This window comes from Amycolatopsis camponoti (assembly GCF_902497555.1).
Lineage (GTDB): Bacteria > Actinomycetota > Actinomycetes > Mycobacteriales > Pseudonocardiaceae > Amycolatopsis > Amycolatopsis camponoti.
Window position 1 is genome coordinate 455890 of record NZ_CABVGP010000004.1, and the last position, 21885, is coordinate 477774.

General features: G+C 71.7%; 20 protein-coding genes. 16 read left to right on the top strand and 4 right to left on the bottom strand.

What is annotated here, in order from left to right; translation table 11 throughout:
* Nucleotides 1-6: 6 nt before the first annotated feature.
* Complete coding sequence (locus AA23TX_RS49095) at nt 7-588, bottom strand: TetR/AcrR family transcriptional regulator (protein ID WP_155549903.1); 582 nt, start codon at nt 586-588, stop codon at nt 7-9.
* 186 nt (nt 589-774) lie between these two features.
* On the opposite strand from AA23TX_RS49095, the gene AA23TX_RS49100 reads away from it, so the two are divergent.
* From AA23TX_RS49100 to pip, 5 genes are all read left to right on the top strand, one after another.
* Entirely contained in the window at nt 775-1170 is a 396-nt protein-coding gene (locus AA23TX_RS49100; RefSeq protein ID WP_155549904.1) for a hypothetical protein, read from the top strand.
* Nucleotides 1171-1183: 13 nt separating this feature from the next.
* Nucleotides 1184-1822, top strand: coding sequence for a DUF3558 domain-containing protein (locus AA23TX_RS49105; protein ID WP_230863151.1), 639 nt, complete (start codon nt 1184-1186; stop codon nt 1820-1822).
* Between the two features lie 3 nt (nt 1823-1825).
* Nucleotides 1826-3172 (top strand): WXG100 family type VII secretion target, encoded by a 1347-nt coding sequence (locus AA23TX_RS49110; RefSeq protein WP_155549905.1) that lies wholly within the window; start codon nt 1826-1828, stop codon nt 3170-3172.
* 25 nt (nt 3173-3197) lie between these two features.
* Complete coding sequence (locus AA23TX_RS49115) at nt 3198-3926, top strand: ESX secretion-associated protein EspG (RefSeq protein WP_155549953.1); 729 nt, start codon at nt 3198-3200, stop codon at nt 3924-3926.
* A gap of 77 nt (nt 3927-4003) precedes the next feature.
* The gene (gene pip, locus AA23TX_RS49120) at nt 4004-4951 is read left to right on the top strand and encodes a prolyl aminopeptidase (protein WP_155549906.1); all 948 of its coding nucleotides are present in this window, start codon (nt 4004-4006) and stop codon (nt 4949-4951) included.
* A gap of 46 nt (nt 4952-4997) precedes the next feature.
* On the opposite strand, the gene AA23TX_RS49125 is transcribed toward pip, so the two are convergent.
* Entirely contained in the window at nt 4998-6197 is a 1200-nt protein-coding gene (locus AA23TX_RS49125; protein ID WP_155549907.1) for a Glu/Leu/Phe/Val dehydrogenase dimerization domain-containing protein, read from the bottom strand.
* 123 nt (nt 6198-6320) lie between these two features.
* Between AA23TX_RS49125 and AA23TX_RS49130 the strand changes: the two genes are divergently transcribed.
* From AA23TX_RS49130 to AA23TX_RS49160, 7 genes are all read left to right on the top strand, one after another.
* Nucleotides 6321-7247: a LysR family transcriptional regulator gene (locus AA23TX_RS49130; protein ID WP_155549908.1), complete on the top strand. Its 927-nt coding sequence runs from the start codon at nt 6321-6323 to the stop codon at nt 7245-7247.
* Between the two features lie 120 nt (nt 7248-7367).
* Nucleotides 7368-8639, top strand: coding sequence for a glutamate-cysteine ligase family protein (locus tag AA23TX_RS49135; RefSeq protein WP_155549909.1), 1272 nt, complete (start codon nt 7368-7370; stop codon nt 8637-8639).
* On the top strand, nt 8636-9973 hold the full coding sequence (egtB, locus tag AA23TX_RS49140; protein ID WP_155549910.1) for an ergothioneine biosynthesis protein EgtB: 1338 nt from the start codon (nt 8636-8638) through the stop codon (nt 9971-9973). The genes AA23TX_RS49135 and egtB overlap by 4 nt, the downstream gene beginning before the upstream one ends.
* 5 nt (nt 9974-9978) lie before the next feature.
* A complete protein-coding gene (gene egtC / locus AA23TX_RS49145) occupies nt 9979-10734 on the top strand; it encodes an ergothioneine biosynthesis protein EgtC (protein WP_155549911.1) in 756 nt (251 codons plus the stop codon).
* On the top strand, nt 10731-11708 hold the full coding sequence (gene egtD, locus AA23TX_RS49150) for an L-histidine N(alpha)-methyltransferase (RefSeq protein WP_155549912.1): 978 nt from the start codon (nt 10731-10733) through the stop codon (nt 11706-11708). The genes egtC and egtD overlap by 4 nt, the downstream gene beginning before the upstream one ends.
* 46 nt (nt 11709-11754) lie before the next feature.
* Nucleotides 11755-12177, top strand: coding sequence for a nitroreductase family deazaflavin-dependent oxidoreductase (locus AA23TX_RS49155; RefSeq protein ID WP_155549954.1), 423 nt, complete (start codon nt 11755-11757; stop codon nt 12175-12177).
* Between the two features lie 141 nt (nt 12178-12318).
* Entirely contained in the window at nt 12319-13923 is a 1605-nt protein-coding gene (locus AA23TX_RS49160) for an alpha/beta hydrolase (RefSeq protein ID WP_155549913.1), read from the top strand.
* A gap of 45 nt (nt 13924-13968) precedes the next feature.
* Here the strand turns inward: AA23TX_RS49160 and AA23TX_RS49165 are convergent, their stop codons facing one another.
* The gene (locus tag AA23TX_RS49165) at nt 13969-14547 is read right to left on the bottom strand and encodes a TetR/AcrR family transcriptional regulator (protein WP_155549914.1); all 579 of its coding nucleotides are present in this window, start codon (nt 14545-14547) and stop codon (nt 13969-13971) included.
* Between the two features lie 90 nt (nt 14548-14637).
* Here AA23TX_RS49165 and AA23TX_RS49170 point away from each other — a divergent pair, with 90 nt between their 5' ends.
* Together AA23TX_RS49170 and AA23TX_RS49175 are read left to right on the top strand one after the other, a co-directional pair.
* Nucleotides 14638-15492 (top strand): alpha/beta fold hydrolase, encoded by an 855-nt coding sequence (locus AA23TX_RS49170; protein ID WP_155549915.1) that lies wholly within the window; start codon nt 14638-14640, stop codon nt 15490-15492.
* 204 nt (nt 15493-15696) lie between these two features.
* Nucleotides 15697-16401 (top strand): MgtC/SapB family protein, encoded by a 705-nt coding sequence (locus AA23TX_RS49175; RefSeq protein WP_155549916.1) that lies wholly within the window; start codon nt 15697-15699, stop codon nt 16399-16401.
* 210 nt (nt 16402-16611) lie between these two features.
* Here the strand turns inward: AA23TX_RS49175 and AA23TX_RS49180 are convergent, their stop codons facing one another.
* Nucleotides 16612-19425, bottom strand: a complete 2814-nt coding sequence (locus AA23TX_RS49180; protein ID WP_155549917.1) for an aconitate hydratase — start codon at nt 19423-19425, stop codon at nt 16612-16614.
* 368 nt (nt 19426-19793) lie between these two features.
* On the opposite strand from AA23TX_RS49180, the gene AA23TX_RS49185 reads away from it, so the two are divergent.
* Nucleotides 19794-21107, top strand: a complete 1314-nt coding sequence (locus tag AA23TX_RS49185; RefSeq protein ID WP_155549955.1) for an NlpC/P60 family protein — start codon at nt 19794-19796, stop codon at nt 21105-21107.
* Nucleotides 21108-21150: 43 nt separating this feature from the next.
* Nucleotides 21151-21864, top strand: a complete 714-nt coding sequence (locus AA23TX_RS49190) for an SAM-dependent methyltransferase (RefSeq protein WP_155549918.1) — start codon at nt 21151-21153, stop codon at nt 21862-21864.
* Nucleotides 21865-21885 lie beyond the last annotated feature (21 nt).

Genomic DNA, 21885 nt, shown 5'->3' on the forward strand with positions numbered 1-21885 from the left:
GACGGATCAGCCGGCGCCCGGCCGGTGCCGCCGCACGGTCTCCTCGACGAGGTCGAGGACCGGCCCGAGGCCGGCGGCGGGCAGGCCCATGGCCAGGTGCGAGACGAGTCCTTCGAGGACGAGCTCCAGGAACGCGGTGAGGACGTCGACGTCGACGTCGTCGCGCAGGATCCCGGCCTCGCGCTGGCGCAGCAGCCGCAGGCGCGTGGCGGTGGTCAGCTGCTCGGAGCGCTCGGCCCACCGGCCGCGGAACTCGGGATCGGTGCGCAGCCGCCGGGAGACCTCGAGACGGGTGCCGAGCCAGTCGGCGGGGTGGTCACCGCCCGCGAGGAGGTCCCGCATGACCTGGACCAGGCCCTGCTCGGCGACGACGTCGGCCATCCGGACGGCGTCGTCCTCGGCGAGGGCGAGGAAGAGCGACTCCTTGTCGCGGAAGTGGTGGAAGATCGCGCCCCGCGACAGCCCGGTGGCTTCCTCCAGGCGCCGGACTGTGGCACCTTCGTAGCCGTAGCGTGCGAAGCACACGCGCGAGCCGTCGAGGATCTGGCGCCGTCGTGCGTCGAGGTGATCCTGGCTTACGCGTGGCATCCTGAAATCCTGGCACCGCGGACCGGGATCTCGCAATCCGTACGTACGTACTGTGACCCGGAGTGCCCGGGAACCGAACCGAAGCCCCCATCGTCGGAACGTTGCGCCGATTCGCTGACACGGCGTGAGACAGTTGGCTAATCTTTGCACCATCACGGTGGGTGAACTGAGGGGAAGGTGCGGGGCGTGATCATCGGCGAAGCCGGGCAGGCGGCACAGGCACTGTGGGGCGACGTCCTGGCCACGTCCGGTCGCGTGTACGGCGGTGGGGGCAAGGGCGGGCAGTTCAAGATGGACCCCGACGAGCTGTCTTCGGTGATCAGCCAGTGGGAAGACGTCCTGGACAAGATCGTCGAAGACGGGAACAAGATCCAGAGTCTCGTCTACGCGCCCAAGCTGGCACCGGGTGAAGACGCGGTCAGCGGGAGCTACGCCTCGACCACCTCGGACTCGATCGCCGCTCTGCAGCGGCAGAACGACTCCATGCGCAAGTACGCGCAGGAGTACATCAAGAAGCTCAAGGCGGCGCAGACGAAGACCGTGGCGACCGACCAGGACATGTCCGGCACCTTCAAGGCATAGGCGAACCGATCTCGTGCGAAGCGAAATCCGCGGCCTGGCCGCGCTCCTGATCGTCTCCGCGGGACTCGCGGCGGGCTGTACCTCGACGACCGGCGGTGCCGCGTCTCCCGCGCCGAGCGCGCCGGCCTCGACGAGCGCCCCCGCCGCGGATCCCGACGTGCCCAAGGTGACCCAGCCTGCCCTCGACGCCGGCAAGTACGCGACCGACACCTGCGGGCTGCTGCCCGCGGACGTCCTGGCGTCCCTGCGGTACACCGACGCCGGCAAGTACCAGGCCGGTGGTGACACGCCGCTGACGGCGGCGGGCCCGTCCTGCGCGTGGAAGATCAGCGGCGAAGGCATCGGCCTGCAGGTCATCCTCGGCACCGGGAACCGCGACCACGGCGCGGGTGGACTGGCCGGCACCTATGCCGCGTACCGCGAAAAGAAGTTCGTGCGGTTCCTCGAACAAGCTCCGGACGTCGAGGGCTACCCGGCCGTGTACGCCGACATCCAGGACGAGCGCGCGAGGGGCACCTGCACCTTGGTCGTCGGCATCGCCGACGACCTTTCGTTCAGCGTGCAGGCGCAGGGATACCAAGGGCAGGACGACTCCTGTGCGGCGGCGAGCCAGGCCGCGTCCGGTGTCGTCAAGACACTCAAGGGGGCATGACGAGTGGACGGCAAGCAGATCTACGACAACTTCCGGCAGGGCGATACGTCCGGCCTGCGTCAGACGGCGGAGACGGTCCAGTCGCTTTCCGACGCTTACATGGAGCGCGGGGCGAGCATCAAGGCGCTCCAGACGCGGATGGTGAGCTCGTGGAGCGGGGACGCGGCCGACGCCGCGAACGCCGGGGCCGGTCCGCTGGAACAAGCCTTCGCGCAGACCGCCGAGCCGCTGGACGTCACCAAGGCTTCCGTCGACTCGCAGGCCAGTGCCTTCGACCACTCGAGCAGCTCGGTCGTGGAGATCCCGCCGAAGCCGGACAAGCCCAGCCCTTGGAGCATCGGTCTCAAGGCCGCCATCCCGATCGCCGGGCCGTTCATGGCCAAGGACGACATCGACGACTACCAATCCGGCATCGCGAAGTACAACGCGGCGAACGAGACCAACGTCCGCGTGATGGACCAGTACAGCAGCGTCACCAGCGGTACCCGCGCGGTGCTGCCGACCGACTACGGCGTCCTCGAGTCCGATGGCGCTTCCATCGCCGTCAACAAGCCCGGCGGCCCCGGGCCGGTGATCGTCGATGAGCACAAGTGGTACCCGGAAGGCGGGGGCGGTGACCCCGGTGACGACCACACCTCGACCTCCAGTGTCGACCCCGGCCGCACCGGGGGTCCCGACAAGCCCGGCGGGACCGGTGGCGCGGGCGGGACCGGCGGCACCGGCGGAACGGGAGGCACCGGCGGCACAGGAGGCACCGGCGGAACGGGCGGCGACGACACCACCCACACCACCGGCTCCGGCCGCCCGACGCTCCCCACCGTGCCGACCCGGCCCGGGCAGACGGGCACAGACCGGCCGGGCAGGACGCCGATCTCCACCGACGGGATCGACTTCTACCCGACCAACACCGGCGGGGGTGGCGGTCAGAACTACTCGAACACCTTCGGCAACGACCCCAACTCCAGCACCGGCGGCCGCGGGCCGACGAGCGGGAACGCCGGCAGCCGGCTGCTCGACTCGAACGGCCGCCCCATCGGCGAATCCGGCAGCGGGTCCGGCCGCGGTGGTGGCGCGGGCGGCAGCGGGTCCGGCGCCGCGGGGGAGCGCGGCCTCGGCGGCGGCCGTGGCTCCGGCATGGGCAGTCTCGGCAACGCCGCCGCCGCGGAGGCCGCCGCCGCGCGGTCGGCGGCCGGGCGGTCCGGGCAGATGGGGCCCATGGGTGCCGGGGGCCGCCGGGGCGAGGGTGAGGAAGATGATGAGCACCAGCGGCCGGACTTCCTGATCGAGGCGGACCCGGACGCGATCTTCGGTACCGACCAGCGGACCAGTCCGCCGGTCATCGGCGAGTAGGCGGGTGGACGTGGCAACAGGCCGGGTGGACGTTCCGGTCGAGGCTCTGGCCGCACTGGCCGAGCGCGAACAGGTCGGTCAGCTGCACATCACCCTGCGCCCGGAGCCGCTGTGGCTCTCGGACGAGGAGCGCGACGAGGCCGGCAAGCGGGTCGACGCCGCGCTGGCCGAAGCCGGGCTGGTCGACGTGCGCGGGCGGGCCACCGTCGACTTCCTCGACTGGCTCCCGCTGCTGGTGAACCCGGCGCGGGAGTGCTATGGCTGGGTCGGTGTCGACGGCCGGACGTACGGCGTGCTGGCGGCCGCGAAGGGCCTGCAGGCGATCCTGGCCGTCTCCGACGGGACTCAGGTCGGCGTCCAGGAGATCGACCGGAACCGGCTCGCCGAGTCGCTCGTCGAGCAGCTGCCGCCGATGGGGGCCGGCGGCGGCCACCCGCGCGCCGTGCGGGTGGCGGACCTGAGCGAAGCCGCCCGCCGCGGTCAGGAGGCCTACCCGCTCGACCCGGCGATCGCCGACGTCGTCAGCCTCGTGCAGCGCCCGGTCTCGGGCAGCGGCGAGCTCTACGTCGGCCGCCGGGACGACGTAGGGCGCCACACCTGCCTGCAGCAGCCGTTGCACTACGCCGACACGGACTGGGGCCGCTACCTCAGCTACACCTCCGGCACGGGCGACGACGCCGTGATCCACATCGGCCCGGCGGGCCCGCGCGAACTGGCCGACACGCTGATGGAGCTGGCCGGCGCCCTCGTCTGAGCGGAAAAGCCCGCGCAGCGGGCGCTGTTCGCGGCTAATGTGACAGCGCTGTTGTATTCCGCGGGAAGGACGCGCTGATGGCTGGGCTGTACCCCGAGATCGACCCCTACGACCACGGCCTGCTCGACGTCGGCGACGGGCACGAGATCTACTGGGAGACCTGCGGGAACCCGGACGGCAAGCCGGCGCTCGTCGTGCACGGCGGGCCCGGCACCGGGTGTTCGACCAACCTCCGCCGCTACTTCGACCCGGCGAAGTACCGCGTCGTGCTCGTCGACCAGCGCGGGTGCGGCCGCAGCACCCCGCACGCCGGCGCCCCGGTCGCCGACCTCTCCGCCAACACCACCGACCACCTCGTCGCGGACTTCGAGCTCCTCCGGACGCGGCTCGGCATCGGGAAGTGGCTGCTGTTCGGCGGTTCCTGGGGCTCGGTGCTGAGCCTGACGTACGCCCTGCGGCACACCGAGCGGGTCAGCGAGATGGTCCTCATGGGACTGGCGACCGACCGCTTCATCGAGATCGAGATGCTCATCCGCGGCCTGGGAGCGTACTTCCCGGAGGCCTTCGAGAAGTTCCGGCAGGGCGTGCCGGAGAGCGAGCGGGACGGCGACCTCTCCGCCGCCTACCACCGGTTGCTGATGGATCCCGATCCGGCGGTCCACCACCAGGCGGCCGACGACTGGTGCGCCTGGGAGGACGCGATGCTCCCGGGCGTGCCCGCGTACAAGTCCTTCGAGGACCCGGCCTACCGGCTCTGCTTCGCCCGGCTGGTCACGCATTACTTCAGCAACCGGGCCTTCCTTCCGGACGGTGAGATCCTGCGCTCCCTCGGCAAGCTCGCCGGCATCCCGGCCGTACTGGCCCAGGGGGTGCTCGACACGAGCAACATGGTCGGCACGCCCTGGCTGATGCACCACGCTTGGCCGGGCAGTGAGCTGGTGCTGCTGGAGAACATCGGGCACTCGACGCAGGACGCCCCCATGCAGGACGTGCTCGTCGGCGCGACCGACCGCTTCGCGCGGTGAAGGAACCGCGCGGCGCCCCCACCCGGGGCGCCGCGCGGAACCCGGCTCACGGGATGAGCAGCGCCGGCTCACCCTCCGGCGCGAGCGCCGCTTCGGCGCGCTGGGCGCGAGTGGTTTCGGCGAGCCGCAGCCCGGTGACGCGCAGCGGCAGCCGGTCCATGTTCCAGCCGGTCAGCAGGAGCGCGACCTTGGCCTGCATCTCCGTGCGCAGCCGCAGGAACGAGTCGGCCGGGTCCGCGCCCACCTCGCCCAGCAGCAGCCACCACGCCCACGCCGCGGCGCCCGCGTTGGCGACGAAGTCCGGCACGACTGCTACCCCGCGGGCGGAAAGTGCCGCTTCCGCTTCCGGCGTCGTCGCCGCGTTGGCCGCCTCGACGACCACCGATGCCTTGACGAGGTTCTCGTTGTCCGGGCGCAGCGCGTACGAGATCGCGGCCGGCACGAAGATGTCCGCGTCGATGCCGACGACGGTCTCCCGGGGGAGCGATCGCACTCCGGCGGGCAGCCGCGACCGGTCGACCTCGCCGAAGCGGTCGCGCAACTCCAGCAGCGCCGGGACGTCGAGCCCCACCGGGTCGTACAACGTGCCCGCCGCGTCGGCGACCGCGACGACCTTCATCCCGGCTTCGTGCAGGTACCAGGCCGCGCCGCCGCCCATCGTGCCGATGCCCTGGATCGCCACGGTCGTCTCGCGCACGTCCCAGTCCCACGCCGCCGCTACGCCGAGGCACGCCTGCGCAACGCCGTACCCGCCGACGACGTCGCCGAGCAGCAGCCCGCCGGGCACCGGCGCGTTGAGGCCCGCCTGCACCCGGCGCAGGGTGCGCGCCGGGTCGGCCGAACGGACGATCGCCGCGTGGTACGACTGCTCGAGCCCGAGCTCCGCGAACACCTCGTCGATCAGGTGCTGGGGCACGCCGAGGTCCTCGGCGGTCACCCAGTGCGCGTCCAGCCACGGCCGCAGGAACGCGCAGAACCGCTTCAGCACTCCGTACGCCCGCGGGTCCTTCGGGTCGAAGTCGATGCCGCCCTTCGCCCCGCCGACCGGCAGGTTGAAGGTCGCGGTCTTGTTGGCCATGCCCCGGGCGAGGTCCTCGACCTCGCTCATCGTGCAGCCCGCCCGCATCCGGGTGCCGCCGGTGGCGACGCCGGAGACGAGGGTGTGCACGACCAGGTAGCCGTTCGCGCCGGTGATGGGATCGGTCCAGGTCAGTCGCATCAGCGGCTCGGCTTCGCGCGGGGTCATCAGGGCCACTCACCTCCAGGGGGAAGTCCGGGGCGGTCCGGCGACCGCCTCTCCCGAGCGTGCGCCCCGGGTGGCCCCCGCGTCCATTTAACGAACCTGCACGATCTCGTTTAGGTTTGGTGTATGGAACTCTCGTTGCACCGCTTGCGGATGCTTCGCGAGTTGCACCGCCGGGGCACTGTGACAGCGGCCGCCGCTTCGCTGCACTACACCGCTTCAGCGGTCTCGCAGCAGCTCGCGCAGCTCGAGCGCGACGTCGGCGCGAAGCTGTTCGAGCGGCTCGGCCGGCGTGTCCAGCTGACCGAGCTGGGCAACCTGCTGACCGAGCACGCGGAGGAGATCCTCGGTTCGGTGGAGCGCGCGACGTTCGCCCTGGAGGAAGCCCAGGAGGCCCGGACGGTCCGGCTGACCGCCGGCGTGTGGGCGTCGGTGGCTTCCGGACTGCTTCCGACGGCGCTGACGGCGCTGGCCGGCGAGCACCCCGGCATCCAGGTGCGCACGCGCGAGCTGGCGCCGGAGGACACCGCCGAAGCCGTCCGCGACGGCACGCTCGACCTGTCGTTCGTGATCGACTACTCCGACGCGCCGACGCCGTGGGACGGCGGGCTGGAACGCGCTGTCGTGGCCGTGGAGCGGCTGCACGCCGCGGTGCCGCGGGGCGCGGTCCCGTCGGGGACGGCGTCCCTGGACGAGCTCGCGGAGCACCCGTGGATCCTGGCCAGCCCGAAGTCGCACTTCGGCCGGGCGATGCGGACGGCCTGCCGGCGGCACGGCTTCTCCCCGAAGATCAACCACGAGGTCGAAGAGCAGTCCACGGCGATGGCGATGGTGGGGGCCGGGCTCGGCGTCACCCTGGTCTCGGACCTCGGTCTGCGGCTGCTGCGGCCGCCCGGGATCGACGTCGTCGCGCTCACCACGCCGCTGCTGCGGACGGTGTCGATCGCCTACCGGCGCACGGCGTTCCGGCGGCCGGCGTTGCACCTGGTGATCGACGCCGTGCGGGCCTCGGCGGCCGAGCTCGGCCTGGGCACCGAGTCCGCTTTGCCCTGATCCGGGACTTCTTACGGAGTGGTGATCCGGTCCCGCAGCGCAAGATCCCGCCTGATTTTGTCGTACCCCGCGTGTAGCGTCCGAAGTCAAGAAGTTCCACCACCCGGAACAAGGACGGACATGACAGAAGCGTCTACGGTGCACGATTTTCCCGAAAAGTCGGGGAGTGCGTCGAACCGCACCGCGCGGGTCCTGGCGGACCGCGCGGCCGGGGAGGCGTACGTGGCATCGGTGTGCTTCAAGCACGGGCCACCCCGCCTGATCGGCGCGGAGCTGGAGTTCATCGTGCACCACGCCGACGACCCGGCCAGACCCCTCGATCCCGATGTCCTCGCCACGGCGCTGGGCCCGCACACCCCGCGGACACTCCGCCCCGACAGCCCCGCCTCGCCCCTTCCGGCAGGTTCACCAGTGAGCCTCGAGCCCGGGTGCCAGGTCGAGATCTCCGCACTTCCCCAGGCCTCCCTGCGCGACCTCGCCGCAGTGGTCACGGCCGACCTCCACCACCTGCGTGACCGCCTCTCCCGGCACGGCCTCGTGCTGGGCGAAACGGGTATCGACGCCCACCGGCCGCCCCGCCGTCTCCTGCACACGCCGCGCTACGCGGCGATGGAACGCCGGTTCGCGCCGATCGGGCCGGGCGGCCTCACGATGATGGCCGGCACCGCTGGCCTGCAGGTCTGCGTCGACGCGGGGGAGCCGGAGCACTACGCGGCCCGGTGGGCGGCCGCCCACGCGATGGGCCCGCCGCTGCTCGCCCTCTTCGCCAACTCCCGCGTCCACGCCGGTCGCGACACCGGGCACGCCTCCGCCCGGTGGCTGGCGGTGCACGACACGGAAGCGGTCCGCACCCGCACGGCCCGCGTGGCGGGCGACGACCCCGCGGGAGAGTGGGCCGGGCGCATGATGGACGTCCCCCTGATGGTGCTGCCGCGCGGCGACCGGCCGTGGGACGCGCCGGAGGGGCTGACGTTCGCCGACTGGATCGACGGCAGGGGCGCGGCCGCCCTGCTGCCGAGGCCGACGGCGGCGGACCTCGACTACCACCTCACCACGATGTTCACCCCGGTCCGCCCGCAGGGGTACCTGGAGATCCGGTACCTCGACGCGCAGCCGCCCGGCGAGTGGCTGCCGCCGGTGGCCCTGGTCGCCGCGCTGCTCGCCCGTCCGTCCACTGTGGACAAGGTGCGTGACCTCTGCGCACCGGTCGCCGACCGCTGGACCACGGCGGCGCGGCGCGGCCTGGCGGACCCGGACCTGACGGCGGCCGCGGCGGCGCTGGCCGACCTCGGCTGCGCCGAGCTGGGCGCGACGGGGCTGGCGGAGGAGTCGATCACCGAGATCAGCGAGAGCGTGCAGGGGCGCGCGTACCGATCGAGGAGCGAAGCATGAGCACGGAAGCACTGGGTGACCTGAGCGCGCAGGACCTGCGTGCCCGGGCCGCCGAAGCACTGACCCGGGCGCGGGCGCGGAGCGTGGCGCTGACCGACGCCGTGGACGACGAAGACCTGGTCCGCCAGCACTCCAAGCTGATGTCGCCGCTGGTCTGGGACCTGGCGCACATCGGCGTCCAGGAGGAGCTGTGGCTGGTCCGCGACGTCGGCGGCCGGGAGCCGCTGCGCCCGGACATCGACGACATCTACGACGCGTTCCAGCACGCCCGCGCCGACCGGCCGGAGCTGCCGCTGCTCGGCCCGGCCGAGGCGCGCGCGTACGTCAAGCAGGTCCGCGAAAAGGCGTTCGACGTGCTGGAACACGCGCCGATGGAGGGGCGGCGGCTGACCGAGCAGGCGTTCGCGTTCGGCATGATCACCCAGCACGAGCAGCAGCACGACGAGACCATGCTGGCCACCCACCAGCTGCGCAAGGGCGACCCGGTGCTGCACGCGCCGGAGCCGCCGCCCGCGCGGTCGGGCACCCTGCCGGCCGAGGTGCTGGTCCCGGCGGGCGTGTTCACGATGGGCACGTCGGCCGAGCCGTGGGCGCTGGACAACGAGCGCCCGGCGCACGAGCTCGCCGTCGAGGCGTTCTGGCTCGACACGACGCCGGTGACGTGCGGGGCCTACGCCGAGTTCCTGGACAGCGGCGGGTACGCCGACGAGCAGTGGTGGAGCCCGGCAGGCTGGGCCTACCTGCGCGAGAACGGCATCACCGCGCCGCGGTTCTGGCAGCGGGAGCAGGACGGCTGGTGGCGGACCCGGTTCGGGGTCTACGAGCGCGTCGCGGCCGACGAGCCGGTCGTGCACGTCTCCTACTACGAGGCCGAGGCCTACGCGGCCTGGGCGGGGCGGCGGCTGCCGACCGAGGCGGAGTGGGAGAAGGCCGCCCGGTTCGACCCGGCGACCGGCCGCTCGCGGCGGTTCCCGTGGGGTGACGACGAGCCGTCGGCCGAGCACGCCAACCTCGGCCAGCGGCACCTGCGCCCCGCGCCGGTGGGGGCGTACCCGGCCGGCGCGTCGCCGACCGGCGTGCACCAGCTGATCGGCGACGTCTGGGAGTGGACGAGCACGGACCTCCACGGCTACCCGGGCTTCGCGCCGTTCCCGTACCGGGAGTACTCGGAGGTGTTCTTCGGGCCGGAGTACAAGGTGCTGCGCGGCGGCTCCTTCGGCACCGACTCGGCGGCGATCCGGGGCACGTTCCGCAACTGGGACTACCCGATCCGGCGGCAGATCTTCGCCGGCTTCCGCACCGCCCGCGACGCGGCACCCGGCGAGGTGGGCTAGGCGCCATGTGCAGGCACATCGCCTACCTCGGCGAGCCGGTCTCGCCCGCCGAGGCGGTCTTTCGCGCGCCGCATTCCCTGCTGGTGCAGTCCTACGCCCCGGCGGACATGCGCGGCGGCGGCTCGGTCAACGCCGACGGGTTCGGGCTGGGGTGGTACCCCGGCCCGGGCTCGCCGCCGCTGCGCCACCGCCGGTCGACTCCACTGTGGACGGACGAGACGCTGCCGCCGCTGGCCGCGTCGGTGACCTCGGGCGCGTTCGTCGCCGCGGTCCGCAACGGCACCACCGGCATGCCGGTGACCGAAGCGGCCGCGGCGCCGTTCACCGCCGGGCGCTGGCTGTTCAGCCACAACGGCGTCGTCCGCGGCTGGCCGGACTCCCTGGCCGAGGCGGCCAAGACCCTGCCCGTCACCGAGCTGCTCACCCTGGAGGCGCCGACGGATTCGGCGGTGCTCTGGGCCCTCCTGCGGGCCCGGCTGGCGGCGGGGGAGGACCCGCTGACGGCGGTGGCGGGACTGACCACCGCCGTCGAGGCGGCCGCACCCGGCTCCCGGCTCAACTTCCTGCTCACCGACGGCTCGACCCTCATCGGCACGGCCTGGACGCACGCGCTCTCCCTGCTGGAGACCCCGGCCGGCGTGCTGCTGGCGTCCGAACCCCTCGACGGCGATCCGCGCTGGAAACCCGTCCCCGACCAGCACGCCGTGCGCGCCACCGCGGCCGGCGTCGACCTGCTTCCCCTGACCCAGGAGCGCTCATGACCGAAGTCGATCTCGACCACCACCGCTCCGGCGACGCCGTCACCGCGGAACTGCGCGCCGACGTCGTCGCCGGGCTCACGGCGGAGCAGAAGTGGCTGCCGCCCAAGTGGTTCTACGACGCCGACGGCAGCGAGCTGTTCGAGAAGATCACCCAGCTGCCGGAGTACTACCCGACCCGCAGCGAACGCGAGGTGCTGGCCGCGCACGCCACCGACGTCGCGGAGCTGACCGGCGCGCACACGCTCGTCGAGCTGGGGTCCGGGTCGAGCGAGAAGACCCGGCTGCTGCTCGACGCGCTCACCCGCCACGGCACCCTGGAAGCGTTCGTGCCGCTCGACGTCTCCGAGTCCGCGCTGGCCGAAGCGGCCGAAGCCATCTCCAAGGACTACCCGGAGCTGACCGTCCGCGGCGTCGTCGGCGACTTCACCCAGCACCTCGACCTGCTGCCCGGTGGCCAGCCGCGGGTGGTGGCCTTCCTCGGCGGCACGATCGGCAACTTCCTGCCCGCCGAGCGCGCGACCTTCCTCGAGTCGGTGCGCGAGGTCCTGGACGAGGGGGAGTGGCTGCTGCTCGGCACCGACCTGGTCAAGGACCGGGGCATCCTCGAACGCGCCTACGACGACGCCGCCGGCGTCACCGGCGAGTTCGACAAGAACGTGCTGCGGGTGATCAACACCCGGCTGGGCGCGAACTTCGACGTCGACGAGTTCGAGCACGTCTCCTACTGGGACGCGGAGAACGAGTGGATCGAGATGCGGCTGCGGGCCCGCCGCGCGCTGACCGTCGACATCCCCGGTGCCGACCTCACGGTGGCCTTCGCCGAGGGCGAGCACATCCGGACGGAGATCTCGGCCAAGTTCCGCCCGGACGGCGTCGAAACGGAGCTGGCCGCGGCCGGGTTCGCCCTCGACCGCTGGTGGACCGACTCGCAGCAGCGGTTCGGGGTGAGCCTGGCAAGATCTGTGCGTGGCTAATCCTCTCCGGGCGCTCGCCCGGGCCGTCGGCACCCGGCCGTGGCTGATGCGCACGGCCGGGTTCGTCGTCTGGGCGGACAAGAAACTGCATCGGGCGTTCGGCGGCCGGGTGAGCCTCGTGGCGCTCGCCGGGCTGCCGTCGGTCCGCCTCACGACGACCGGGCGCAAGAGCGGGCTGCCCCGCGGTACGAACCTGCTCTGCTTCCCGCGGGGTGACGACCTCGTGCTGACGGCGTCGAACTGGGGCCGCCCGAACGACCCGGCGTGGGCGCTGAACCTCCGGGCCGACCCGAAGTGCCAGGTGGCGCGCGCCGGGAAGCCGGTGGACGTCGTCGCGCGGGAGCTGCACGGCGAGGAGTACGCCGCGATGTGGCGTGAGCTGCTGGAGTTCTGGCCGGGGTACGCGATGGAGCGGAAGGAGGCGGGGCGTTCGTTGCCCGTTTTCGTCCTCACCCGCCCGGATCGGTAGGTTCCCACCATCCTTTCGGCCGGTGACGGGATTCACCGATTTGTGCCAGTCTCTCCCGGGTAACGCGCCGTGACGTCTCGGACGCGCGGCGAGTACGCCACTTAGGGAGGAGACGTCTTGCTGAGATCCACAAGAGGCCGGGTGCGGTCGTTCGCACTGGTGGGGGCGCTCGTGGCCGGACTCGGCGTCACCGGGACGGCCGGCACCGCGGCGGCGGCCGAAGACGCGGTGGTCAAGCCCGCGGTCGTCGGCGCGACCGCCGCCGTCACCTGGGGCACCTGCTCGAGCGACACGCTGGCCGGCGTGCCCGCCGACCAGGTGAAGTTCTACAGCTGCGCGCGCTACCGCGTGCCGATCGACCACGACAACGCCGCGCTGGGCACCATCGACATCGCGCTGCTCAAGCGCGCCGCCCGCACGCCGGACGCCCGCGTCGGCTCGCTGTTCCTCAACCCCGGCGGCCCCGGCGGCTCGGGCCTGCGGATGCCGATCAGCGGCCAGTACTACTTCCAGCCGCAGGTGCTCGACCGGTTCGACCTCGTCGGGTTCGACCCGCGCGGCGTCGGCCAGAGCAACCCGCTGCGCTGCTTCACCACCCAGGAGGACGCCGACGAGGTCTTCGGCGCCCAGATCCCGGTGCCGCTGAGCCGGGCCGAGATCTCCGGCACCCTGGCCAGCTACCGCGACTACGGCAAGTTCTGCAAGAACAACGCCGGTTCGCTGCTGAACCACATGTCCACGAAGGACGTCGTGCGCGACCTCGACACGCTGCGCGCGGCGGTCGGCGACAAGAAGCTCACCTTCGTCGGCTTCTCCTACGGGACGCTGATCGGCTCGACCTACACGTCGATGTTCCCGAAGCAGTCGCGGGCGATCGTCATCGACGGCAACGTCGACCCGGCGCTGCGCACCAGCGACGGCGTGCAGTACGACCGGGAACGCGCGCAGGGCTTCGAGATCTCGCTCGACGGGTTCCTCAAGCGCTGTGACCAGGTCGGCCCGAAGTGCGCGTTCAGCGACGGCACCCCGCGGGCGAAGTTCGACGAACTGCGCGAGTACCTCCGCAAGCAGCCGATCACCATCCCCGGCGGCGGCACGGTGGACATCAACGCGTTCACCGGCGGCGTCTCGAGCGTCCTGTACTCGCCGTCGGCGTTCCCCGGCCTGGCCGAGGACCTGCAGGCGCTCTACACCGCGATCCACCCGGCGGGCGCGCAGGCGCAGACGTTGGCCGCGAAGCAGCTGAAGGTGCTCACCGGTGGCAAGCAGGGCCTGGCCGACCAGAACCCGGACAGCCCCTACACCAGTGACGACTCGTACTTCGCCGTCAACTGCTCGGACAAGCCGTTCAAGATCAAGCAGGAGCAGGTGCCGGACATCGCCGCGAAGTGGGAGCGCGAGTCGCGCACCTTCGGCCGCTACCAGGCGTTCGCCGACACGGCGGGCTGCCCGGTGTGGCCGGCGAAGAAGCCGGACGTCTACCGCGGTCCGTGGCGGGCCAAGACCGACGTCCCGGTGGTCGTGGTGAGCAACTACTACGACCCGGCGACGCAGTACAAGTTCGGCCAGCGCATGGCGGCCGAGCTCGGCAACTCCCGGCTGCTGTCGGTCGACGCGTTCGGCCACTGCATCCTCGGTGACGCGCTGGGCGTCGACAAGGCCGTGGCGGACTACCTGACCGACCTCAAGGTGCCGGCGAACGGGCAGGTGTTCCAGCCGAACGTCCAGCCGTTCGAAACCGCTTAGCAGCAAGGAAAACGGGCCGGGGCGACACTGTCGCCCCGGCCCGTTTCACGTCCCCAGCAAGCGATCCAGCAAGTCCCCGGCGGCCGCTTCCGCTTCGGCGGCGGCGCTCGCGTGGTCGTCGGCGCGGGCGACCAGCATCGCGATCTCGTTCATCCCGGCGAGCAGGACGTGTGCGAAGAGGTCCACGCGCGCCGCCGGGATCCGGCCGTCGCGCCGCAATGCCGCCTTGATCTTGCCGAGCGTGCGTTCCTCGTCGATCTCCCGCCACCGCTGCCAGCCCAGCACGGCCGGGGCGTCGATGAGCATCACCTGGCGCACCACGGGATCGCGGGTGCTCCGGATCCAGGCGAGACACGCGGCGCGCAAGGCCGTCACCGGGTCGGTCATGCCCTCGACGGCTTTCGCGCCCTCCGCGCCGACCCGTTCGTAGACGGTGTCCAGGACCGCGGCGAACAACGCGTCCTTGCCGGGGAAGTGGTGGTAGAGCGCGCCCCGGCTCACCTCGGCGGCCCGCAGGACGGCCTCGATCGAGGTCCCGTCGTAGCCGTGTTCGGTGAACAGGCCGGTGGCGACCGCGACGAGGTGCTCGCGGGTCGCCTGGCCGCGGTCGATCTTCTTGTTCATGCGAGTCGGCAGCCTCCGTCGTTGACAAACCGACTGACGGTCTGTTCATACTAGACCGTCAGTCGGTTTACTTCTGGAGGGACTGTACCGATGGACTTGCGAACCTGGGAGGACCAGCGCGGGCGCGTGTCGACGGCGTCCGGCGAGGTGAGCTACACCGACGTGGGCGAGGGGCCGGTCGCGCTCTTCGTGCACGGCGTGGGAACGAACAACCTGTTGTGGCGCAAGGTGATCACCGAGCTCGCGGGGGAGCGGCGGTGCATCGCGCCCGATCTGCCGGGCCACGGCGCCTCGCCGGTGACCCCCGAGCAGGACCTGAGCCTGAACGGGCTGGCGCGGCTGCTCGGTGACTTCTGCGAGTCGCTGGAGCTGGGCGGACTCGACGTCGTCGCCAACGACACCGGCGGCGCGGTCGCGCAGGTCTTCGCCGTGCAGAACGCCGGCCGGCTCCGCACGCTCACCCTGACCAACTGCGACACGCAGGGCAACCTGCCGCCCGAGGCGTTCCGCCCGGTCGTCGAGCTGGCCGAACGAGGGAAGCTGGCGCCGCTGCTGGTCCAGCTCACCGCGGACCCCGCGCGGGCGCGGACCGGGGCACTCGGCGGGGGCTACGAACACCCCGGACAGCTGTCCGACGAGGTCCTGGCCGCCTTCGTGCGGCCGGTCGGCGGCACGCTCGAGGCGGCCCGGCAGTTCGAGCGGCTGCTGACGTCGGTCCGCGGCGAGGAGCTGGACGCGATCGAGCCGCTGCTCAAGGAGTTCCGGGTGCCGACGCTGCTCGTGTGGGGCACCGGTGACCCGAACTTCGGGATCGAGTGGGCGAACCGCTTCCGCGACGCCGTCCCCGGGGTGACCGAGGTCGTCGAGGTACCCGGCGCGAAGCTGTTCTTCCCCGACGAGCGTCCGGAAGACCTCGTCCCGCACCTGCGTCGCCACTGGGCGTAGTGATCATCACAGCCTCGCGCCGCGGTCCCGGCGCTACAGTGGCCGGGTTGATCAACCACGAGCAACGGAAGCGAGGTGAGCGGCACATGCCAGCGGACAGTCACGGGACGATCGGGCGTGCGCTCACCGGAGGCTTCCGGCTGGGCTGAGCTCGTCCGGTCTCCTCCTGTCCGGCAGTGCGCGCACGCCGGAAACGAGTCGGACATGACCACCTTCGAAATGCTGCTGCGCGTCGGCACCGGCGTCGGCCTGGGCGCCGTCATCGGGGTCGAGCGCCAGTTCCGCGCCCGGATGGCCGGGTTGCGTACCAACGCACTGGTCGCGGTCGGCGCGACGCTGTTCGTGCTGCTGTCCGCCCACGGGTTCGGCGGGCTGGCTTCGAGCGGCGACGCCGACCCGACCCGGGTGGCCGCGCAGATCGTCTCGGGCATCGGGTTTCTCGGTGCCGGTGTCATCATGCGCGACGGCCTCAACGTCCGCGGTCTCAACACGGCGGCGACGCTGTGGTGCTCGGCCGCGGTGGGCTCGCTCGCCGGGGCCGGGCTGTACGGGGTCGCGGCGGCCGGAACCGCCGTCGTGGTCGGGGTGAACGTGGTGCTCCGGCCGCTGGGCCGGGTCGTCGACCGGCGCCCGGAATCGGGTGACGAGACGTCGGCGAGGTACGCGTTCCAGGCGGTGACGCGCGACGCGACCGAGGCGCACGTGCGGGCGCTGCTCGTGCAGTCGTTGAACCGCACGGACTTCCGGCTGCTGTCGGTGCTGAGCACCGACCGGGACGATCGCACGGTCGAGGTTCGCGCCGAGCTGGTCGGCGACCAGCGCGACGACGCCCAGGTGGAGGCGGCGGTGTCCCGGCTTTCGCTGGAGCCGTCGGTTTCCAGCGTGCGCTGGGAAGCCGTGCCGGCTTGACCGAGGAACTCCTCGAGTAGCTCGTCGAAGCGGGCGGGCTGTTCGGCGTTGAGCTGGTGCGTGGTGTCATCGATCGAGACCCACTCGGCGTGGGGCGCTTCGCGCTCGATCCGGATCACGTGCTCGAACGCCGCGCCGCTGAACCCGCCCGGGTGCGGGAAGGGCCTCCCCGCCGAAGCGACGGGAAGGCCCTCCGAAAGCGGGGAACCCTTACGCCTGCGTCATCTTCCGCAGCACGTACTGCAGGATGCCGCCGTTGCGGTAGTAGTCCGCCTCGCCCGGCGTGTCGATGCGGACGTCCGCCTCGAACTCCACCTTGGTGCCGTCCGCCTTGGTGGCGGTGACGTGCACCGTGCGCGGGGTGTCGCCGTCGTTGAGCGCCGTGATGCCCGAGATGTCGAACGTCTCGGTGCCGTCGAGGCCCAGCGAAGAAGCCGACTCGCCCTGCGGGAACTGCAGCGGGATGACGCCCATGCCGATCAGGTTCGAGCGGTGGATGCGCTCGAACGACTCGGTGATGACCGCGCGCACGCCCAGCAGCGAGGTGCCCTTGGCCGCCCAGTCGCGCGACGAACCCGAGCCGTACTCCTTGCCGCCCAGCACGACCAGCGGGGTGCCCGCCGCCGCGTAGTTCTGCGCCGCGTCGTAGATGAACGCCTGCGGGGCGCCCTCCTGCGTGAAGTCGCGGGTGTAACCGCCCTGGACGTCGTCCAGGAGCTGGTTGCGCAGGCGGATGTTCGCGAACGTGCCGCGGATCATCACCTCGTGGTTGCCGCGCCGCGAGCCGTAGGAGTTGAAGTCCTTCTTCTCCACGCCGTGCTCGGTCAGGTACTGCGCGGCCGGGGTGCCCGGCTTGATCGCGCCGGCGGGGGAGATGTGGTCGGTGGTGACCGAGTCGCCCAGCTTCGCCAGCACGCGCGCGCCGGAGATGTCGGTGACCGCGGCCGGCTCCGGCGTCATGCCCTCGAAGTACGGGGGCTTCCGGACGTAGGTGGACTCGGCGTCCCACTCGAAGGTCTTGCCCTCCGGCGTCGGCAGCGCCTTCCAGCGCTCACCGCCGTCGAAGACGTCGGCGTAGTCCTTGGTGAACATCTCCTGCGTGATCGCGTAGTCGATGGTCTCCTGGATCTCCTGCGCGGTCGGCCAGATGTCCTTGAGGAAGACGTCGGTGCCGTGCTCGTCCTGGCCCAGCGGCTGGTTCGCGAAGTCGAAGTCCATCGTGCCGGCCAGCGCGTAGGCGATGACCAGCGGCGGCGACGCGAGGTAGTTCATCTTCACGTCGGGGTTGATCCGGCCTTCGAAGTTCCGGTTGCCCGAGAGCACCGAGACCGCGGTGAGGTCGTTCTCCTGGATCGCGGCGGAGATCTCGTCCGAGAGCGGGCCCGAGTTGCCGATGCAGGTGGTGCAGCCGTAACCGACCAGGTGGTAGCCCAGCTTCTCCAGGTACGGCCACAGGTTGGCCTTGGTGTAGTAGTCGGTGACGACCTGCGAGCCCGGCGCCATCGACGTCTTGACCCACGGCTTGACCGCGAGGCCCTTGTCCACGGCGTTGCGCGCGAGCAGCGCGGCGCCGAGCATGACCGACGGGTTCGAGGTGTTGGTGCACGAGGTGATCGAGGCGATCACCACGGCGCCGTGGTCGAGCACGAACTCGCCGCGGTCGGAGGTCGAGACCTTGACCGGCTTGCTCGGGCGGCCCGACGCGCCGTTCGCGGCGGAGCTGGTGACCGGCGCGGCGTCGTCCTCGGCGAACGACAGCGACGGGGCGTCGCTGGCCGGGAAGGACTCCTCCGAAGCCTCGTCCATCTTGGTGTGCGGCGTGGTGTCCTCGCCGTCCACGTAGTCGTGGATCGACTTGCGGAACGCCGACTTCGCGTCCGACAGCTCGATGCGGTCCTGCGGGCGCTTCGGGCCGGCGATCGACGGGACGACCGTCGACAGGTCCAGCTCGAGGTACTCGGAGTAGGACGCCTCGTGCGACGGGTCGTGCCAGAGGCCCTGCTCCTTGGCGTAAGCCTCGACCAGCGCGACCTGCTCGGCCGAGCGGCCGGTCAGCTTGAGGTAGCGGACGGTCTCCTCGTCGATCGGGAAGATCGCCGCGGTGGAGCCGAACTCCGGGCTCATGTTGCCGATGGTGGCGCGGTTGGCCAGCGGCACCGCGGCCACGCTCTCGCCGTAGAACTCGACGAACTTGCCGACCACGCCGTGGCGGCGCAGCATCTCGGTGATCGTCAGCACGACGTCGGTGGCGGTGACGCCGGCCGGGATCTCCCCGGTCAGCTTGAAGCCGACGACGCGCGGGATCAGCATCGAGACCGGCTGGCCCAGCATGGCGGCCTCGGCCTCGATGCCGCCGACGCCCCAGCCCAGCACGCCCAGGCCGTTGACCATGGTGGTGTGCGAGTCGGTGCCGACGCAGGAGTCGGGGTAGGCCTGCCCGTTGCGGGACATCACCGTGCGGGCGAGGTGCTCGATGTTGACCTGGTGCACGATGCCGGTGCCGGGCGGGACGACCTTGAACTCGTCGAAGGCGCCCTGGCCCCAGCGCAGGAACTGGTAGCGCTCGCGGTTGCGCTCGTACTCGATCTCGACGTTGCGCTCGAAGGCGTCCGGGCGGCCGAAGACGTCGATGATGACCGAGTGGTCGATGACCAGCTCGGCCGGCGCGAGCGGGTTGACCTTGTCCGGGTCGCCGCCGAGGTCGGTGACGGCCTCGCGCATGGTGGCGAGGTCGACTACGCAGGGGACGCCGGTGAAGTCCTGCATGATCACGCGGGCGGGCGTGAACTGGATCTCGATCGACGGGTCGGCCTTCGGGTCCCACGAGCTCAGCGCGCGGATGTGGTCGGCGGTGATGTTCGCGCCGTCCTCGGTGCGCAGCAGGTTCTCGAGCAGGACCTTGAGGCTGTACGGCAGGCGCTCGGCGCCCTCGACCTTGTTCAGGCGGAACACCTCGTACGAGGCGTCGCCGACCTTCAGCGTGTCTTTGGCGCCGAAGCTGTCCTTGCTGGCAGGTGCGGTCACGTCTAACTCCAGTGGCATGGACTTCCGCGCCGGTGCGGCGGTCGAGTCCCGGGTCAGTTCGGTCAGTTCGGGTGTCGTGCGGTCCGCACGGGGCGGACGCGAGTCTTGCGCACCCCCACCGTAGGACCGGATTCGGGATGGCACACCTCGCGGTGGCTCAAACAGTACGCGCGTCCTGTTTGGGGTTCAAGACGACACGCGGTGTGGGCTGCGCCATCCGCGCCGGGGGTCCCTCAATAAGGGGAATTGGTGCCTACGGTGTGTAAGTTTCCGATGATGCTTGTGATAGTGGTGTGACTGCAGTGACGCGCGATGTGCGCAGGTGAGCGGAGGTGGCGGTCGTGCCGGAACGGCGCAGGGGCGAGAAGGTGCCCGGCACACGCCGTGGACTGACCGTGAGCACCCTGGTCCTGGTGATCTTGTTCGGGGCCGGCGGCACCGGCCTGGCCGCGCCCCCGCCGCCGCCCAACCCGAGCGACTCGGAGCTGAACAACAGCAAGGCCCAGGCGAACGCGAAGGCCGGTGAGGTCGGCCGGCTGACCAACCAGCTGGCCCAGGCCGAGCAGAGGCTGTCCCAGCTGCAGGACGACGTCGAGCTCAAGCAGGAAGAGGCCAACAAGGCCCTGGTCGACCTGCAGGCCGCGCAGGACGCCGCGGCGCAAGCCGAGAACGACGCGAAGGCCGCCCGGACCGAGGCGGACGCGGCCGCCGCGGCCATCGAGAAGGCCCGCGGCGATCTCAAGACCTTCGCCGCCGCGAGCTTCCAGCAGGGCAGCACGGTCGGCTCGCTCTCGGCGTATCTGAGCGCCGACAGCCCCAAGGACATGCTGGCCCGCGCGCAGCTGCTCGACGCCGTCGGTGGCGACCGGCTCAACGCCCTCGACCGGCTCCAGCAGGCGCAGACCGAGAAGTCGAACAAGGACTCGGCGGCCCGCAAGGCCGCCGAGATCGCGCAGCAGAAGCAGGACGCCGCCCGCCAGGCGAAGCACAGCGCGGACTCCGCGCAGTCGGCCGCCGTCACGGCCCAGGACAACCAGGCGTCGCAGAACACCCAGCTCGAGAAGAACAAGTCCGACGTCGAGCAGCAGCTGTACGCCGCCCAGTCGAAGGTCAGCGGCCTGCAGGGCCAGCGGCAGCGCTACCAGGACTGGCTCGCCCAGAAGCAGCGCGAAGACGACGAGCGCGCCCGCCAGGCCGCGCTCGGCTCGTCCGGCGGTGGGGGCGGCCGCCCGGCGAGCAGGCCGCCGGCGGGCCCGGCCGGCTCGTCGATCGAGGCGGTCATCGCCCGGGCGCTGTCGAAGATCGGCCTGCCCTACGCCTGGGGCGGCGGCAACGCGAGCGGCCCGACCCGCGGCATCCGCGACGGCGGCGTCGCCGACCGCTACGGCGACTACAACAAGATCGGCTTCGACTGCTCCGGCCTGATGATCTACGCCTTCGCCGGGGTCACGGGCCTGCCGCACTACAGCGGCTACCAGTACACGTCGGGGCGCCGGGTCCCGCTCTCGCAGATGCGCCGCGGCGACATGCTGTTCTGGGGTGGGGCCGGCGGCATCCACCACGTCGCGCTCTACCTGGGCGGCGGGCAGATGGTCGAGGCGCCGCAGTCCGGCCTGCGGGTCCGGGTCTCGCCGGTGCGCTACGGCGGGATCATGCCGTACGCGACCCGGCTGATCGGCTGAAACTCGCTCGACGCCCGCGCCGGGCGGGCGACAGGATCGCCCGGTGGACGACGAACTGAACGCGCTGCGGCGCACCCGGATGCGCTGGAACACGCCGCTGTCCGAGCCCCACGCGGAGCTGCTGCTCGACCGGATGGACCTGGGGGAGGGCCGGCTCGTCGACCTCGGCTGCGGCTGGGGCGAGCTGCCGCTGCGGGCGGCCGCCCGCGCGCCCGGCCTGCGCGTGACGGGCATCGACACCGACGTGACCGCCCTCGACCGCGGGCGGGCCGCGGCCGCCGAGCGTGGCTTGGCGGTGGACTTCACCGAGGCGGAGGCCGCGACCTGGCCGGGACCGGCCGACCGGGCCTTCTGCATCGGCGCCGCCCACGCTTTCGGCTCGACGAAGGCCGCGCTCGCCCGGCTCGCCGAGGTGGTTCCCGCCGGCGGCCGGCTGCTCTACGGCGACGGCTTCTGGGCGGCCCCGCCGAACCCGGCGGCGCTGGAGATCTTCGGCCCGGACACGCTGACGCTGCCGGAACTGCTCGAAGCGGCCGACGCCGCGGGCTGGCGCGCGCTGCACCTCAGCACGGCCGACCAGCTCGAATGGGACGACTTCGAGTCGACGTCGAAGGCGGCCTGGCAGGAATGGCTCCTGGCGCACCCGGACGACCCGCGGGCCGGGGCGGTGCGAGAGTGGCTCGACGAGCGGCTGCGCCAGTACGTCCGGGACTACCGGGGCGTACTGGGACTCGCCTACCTCGTGCTCGGCCGCTGAGGTCAGCGCTCGCGTTTCAGC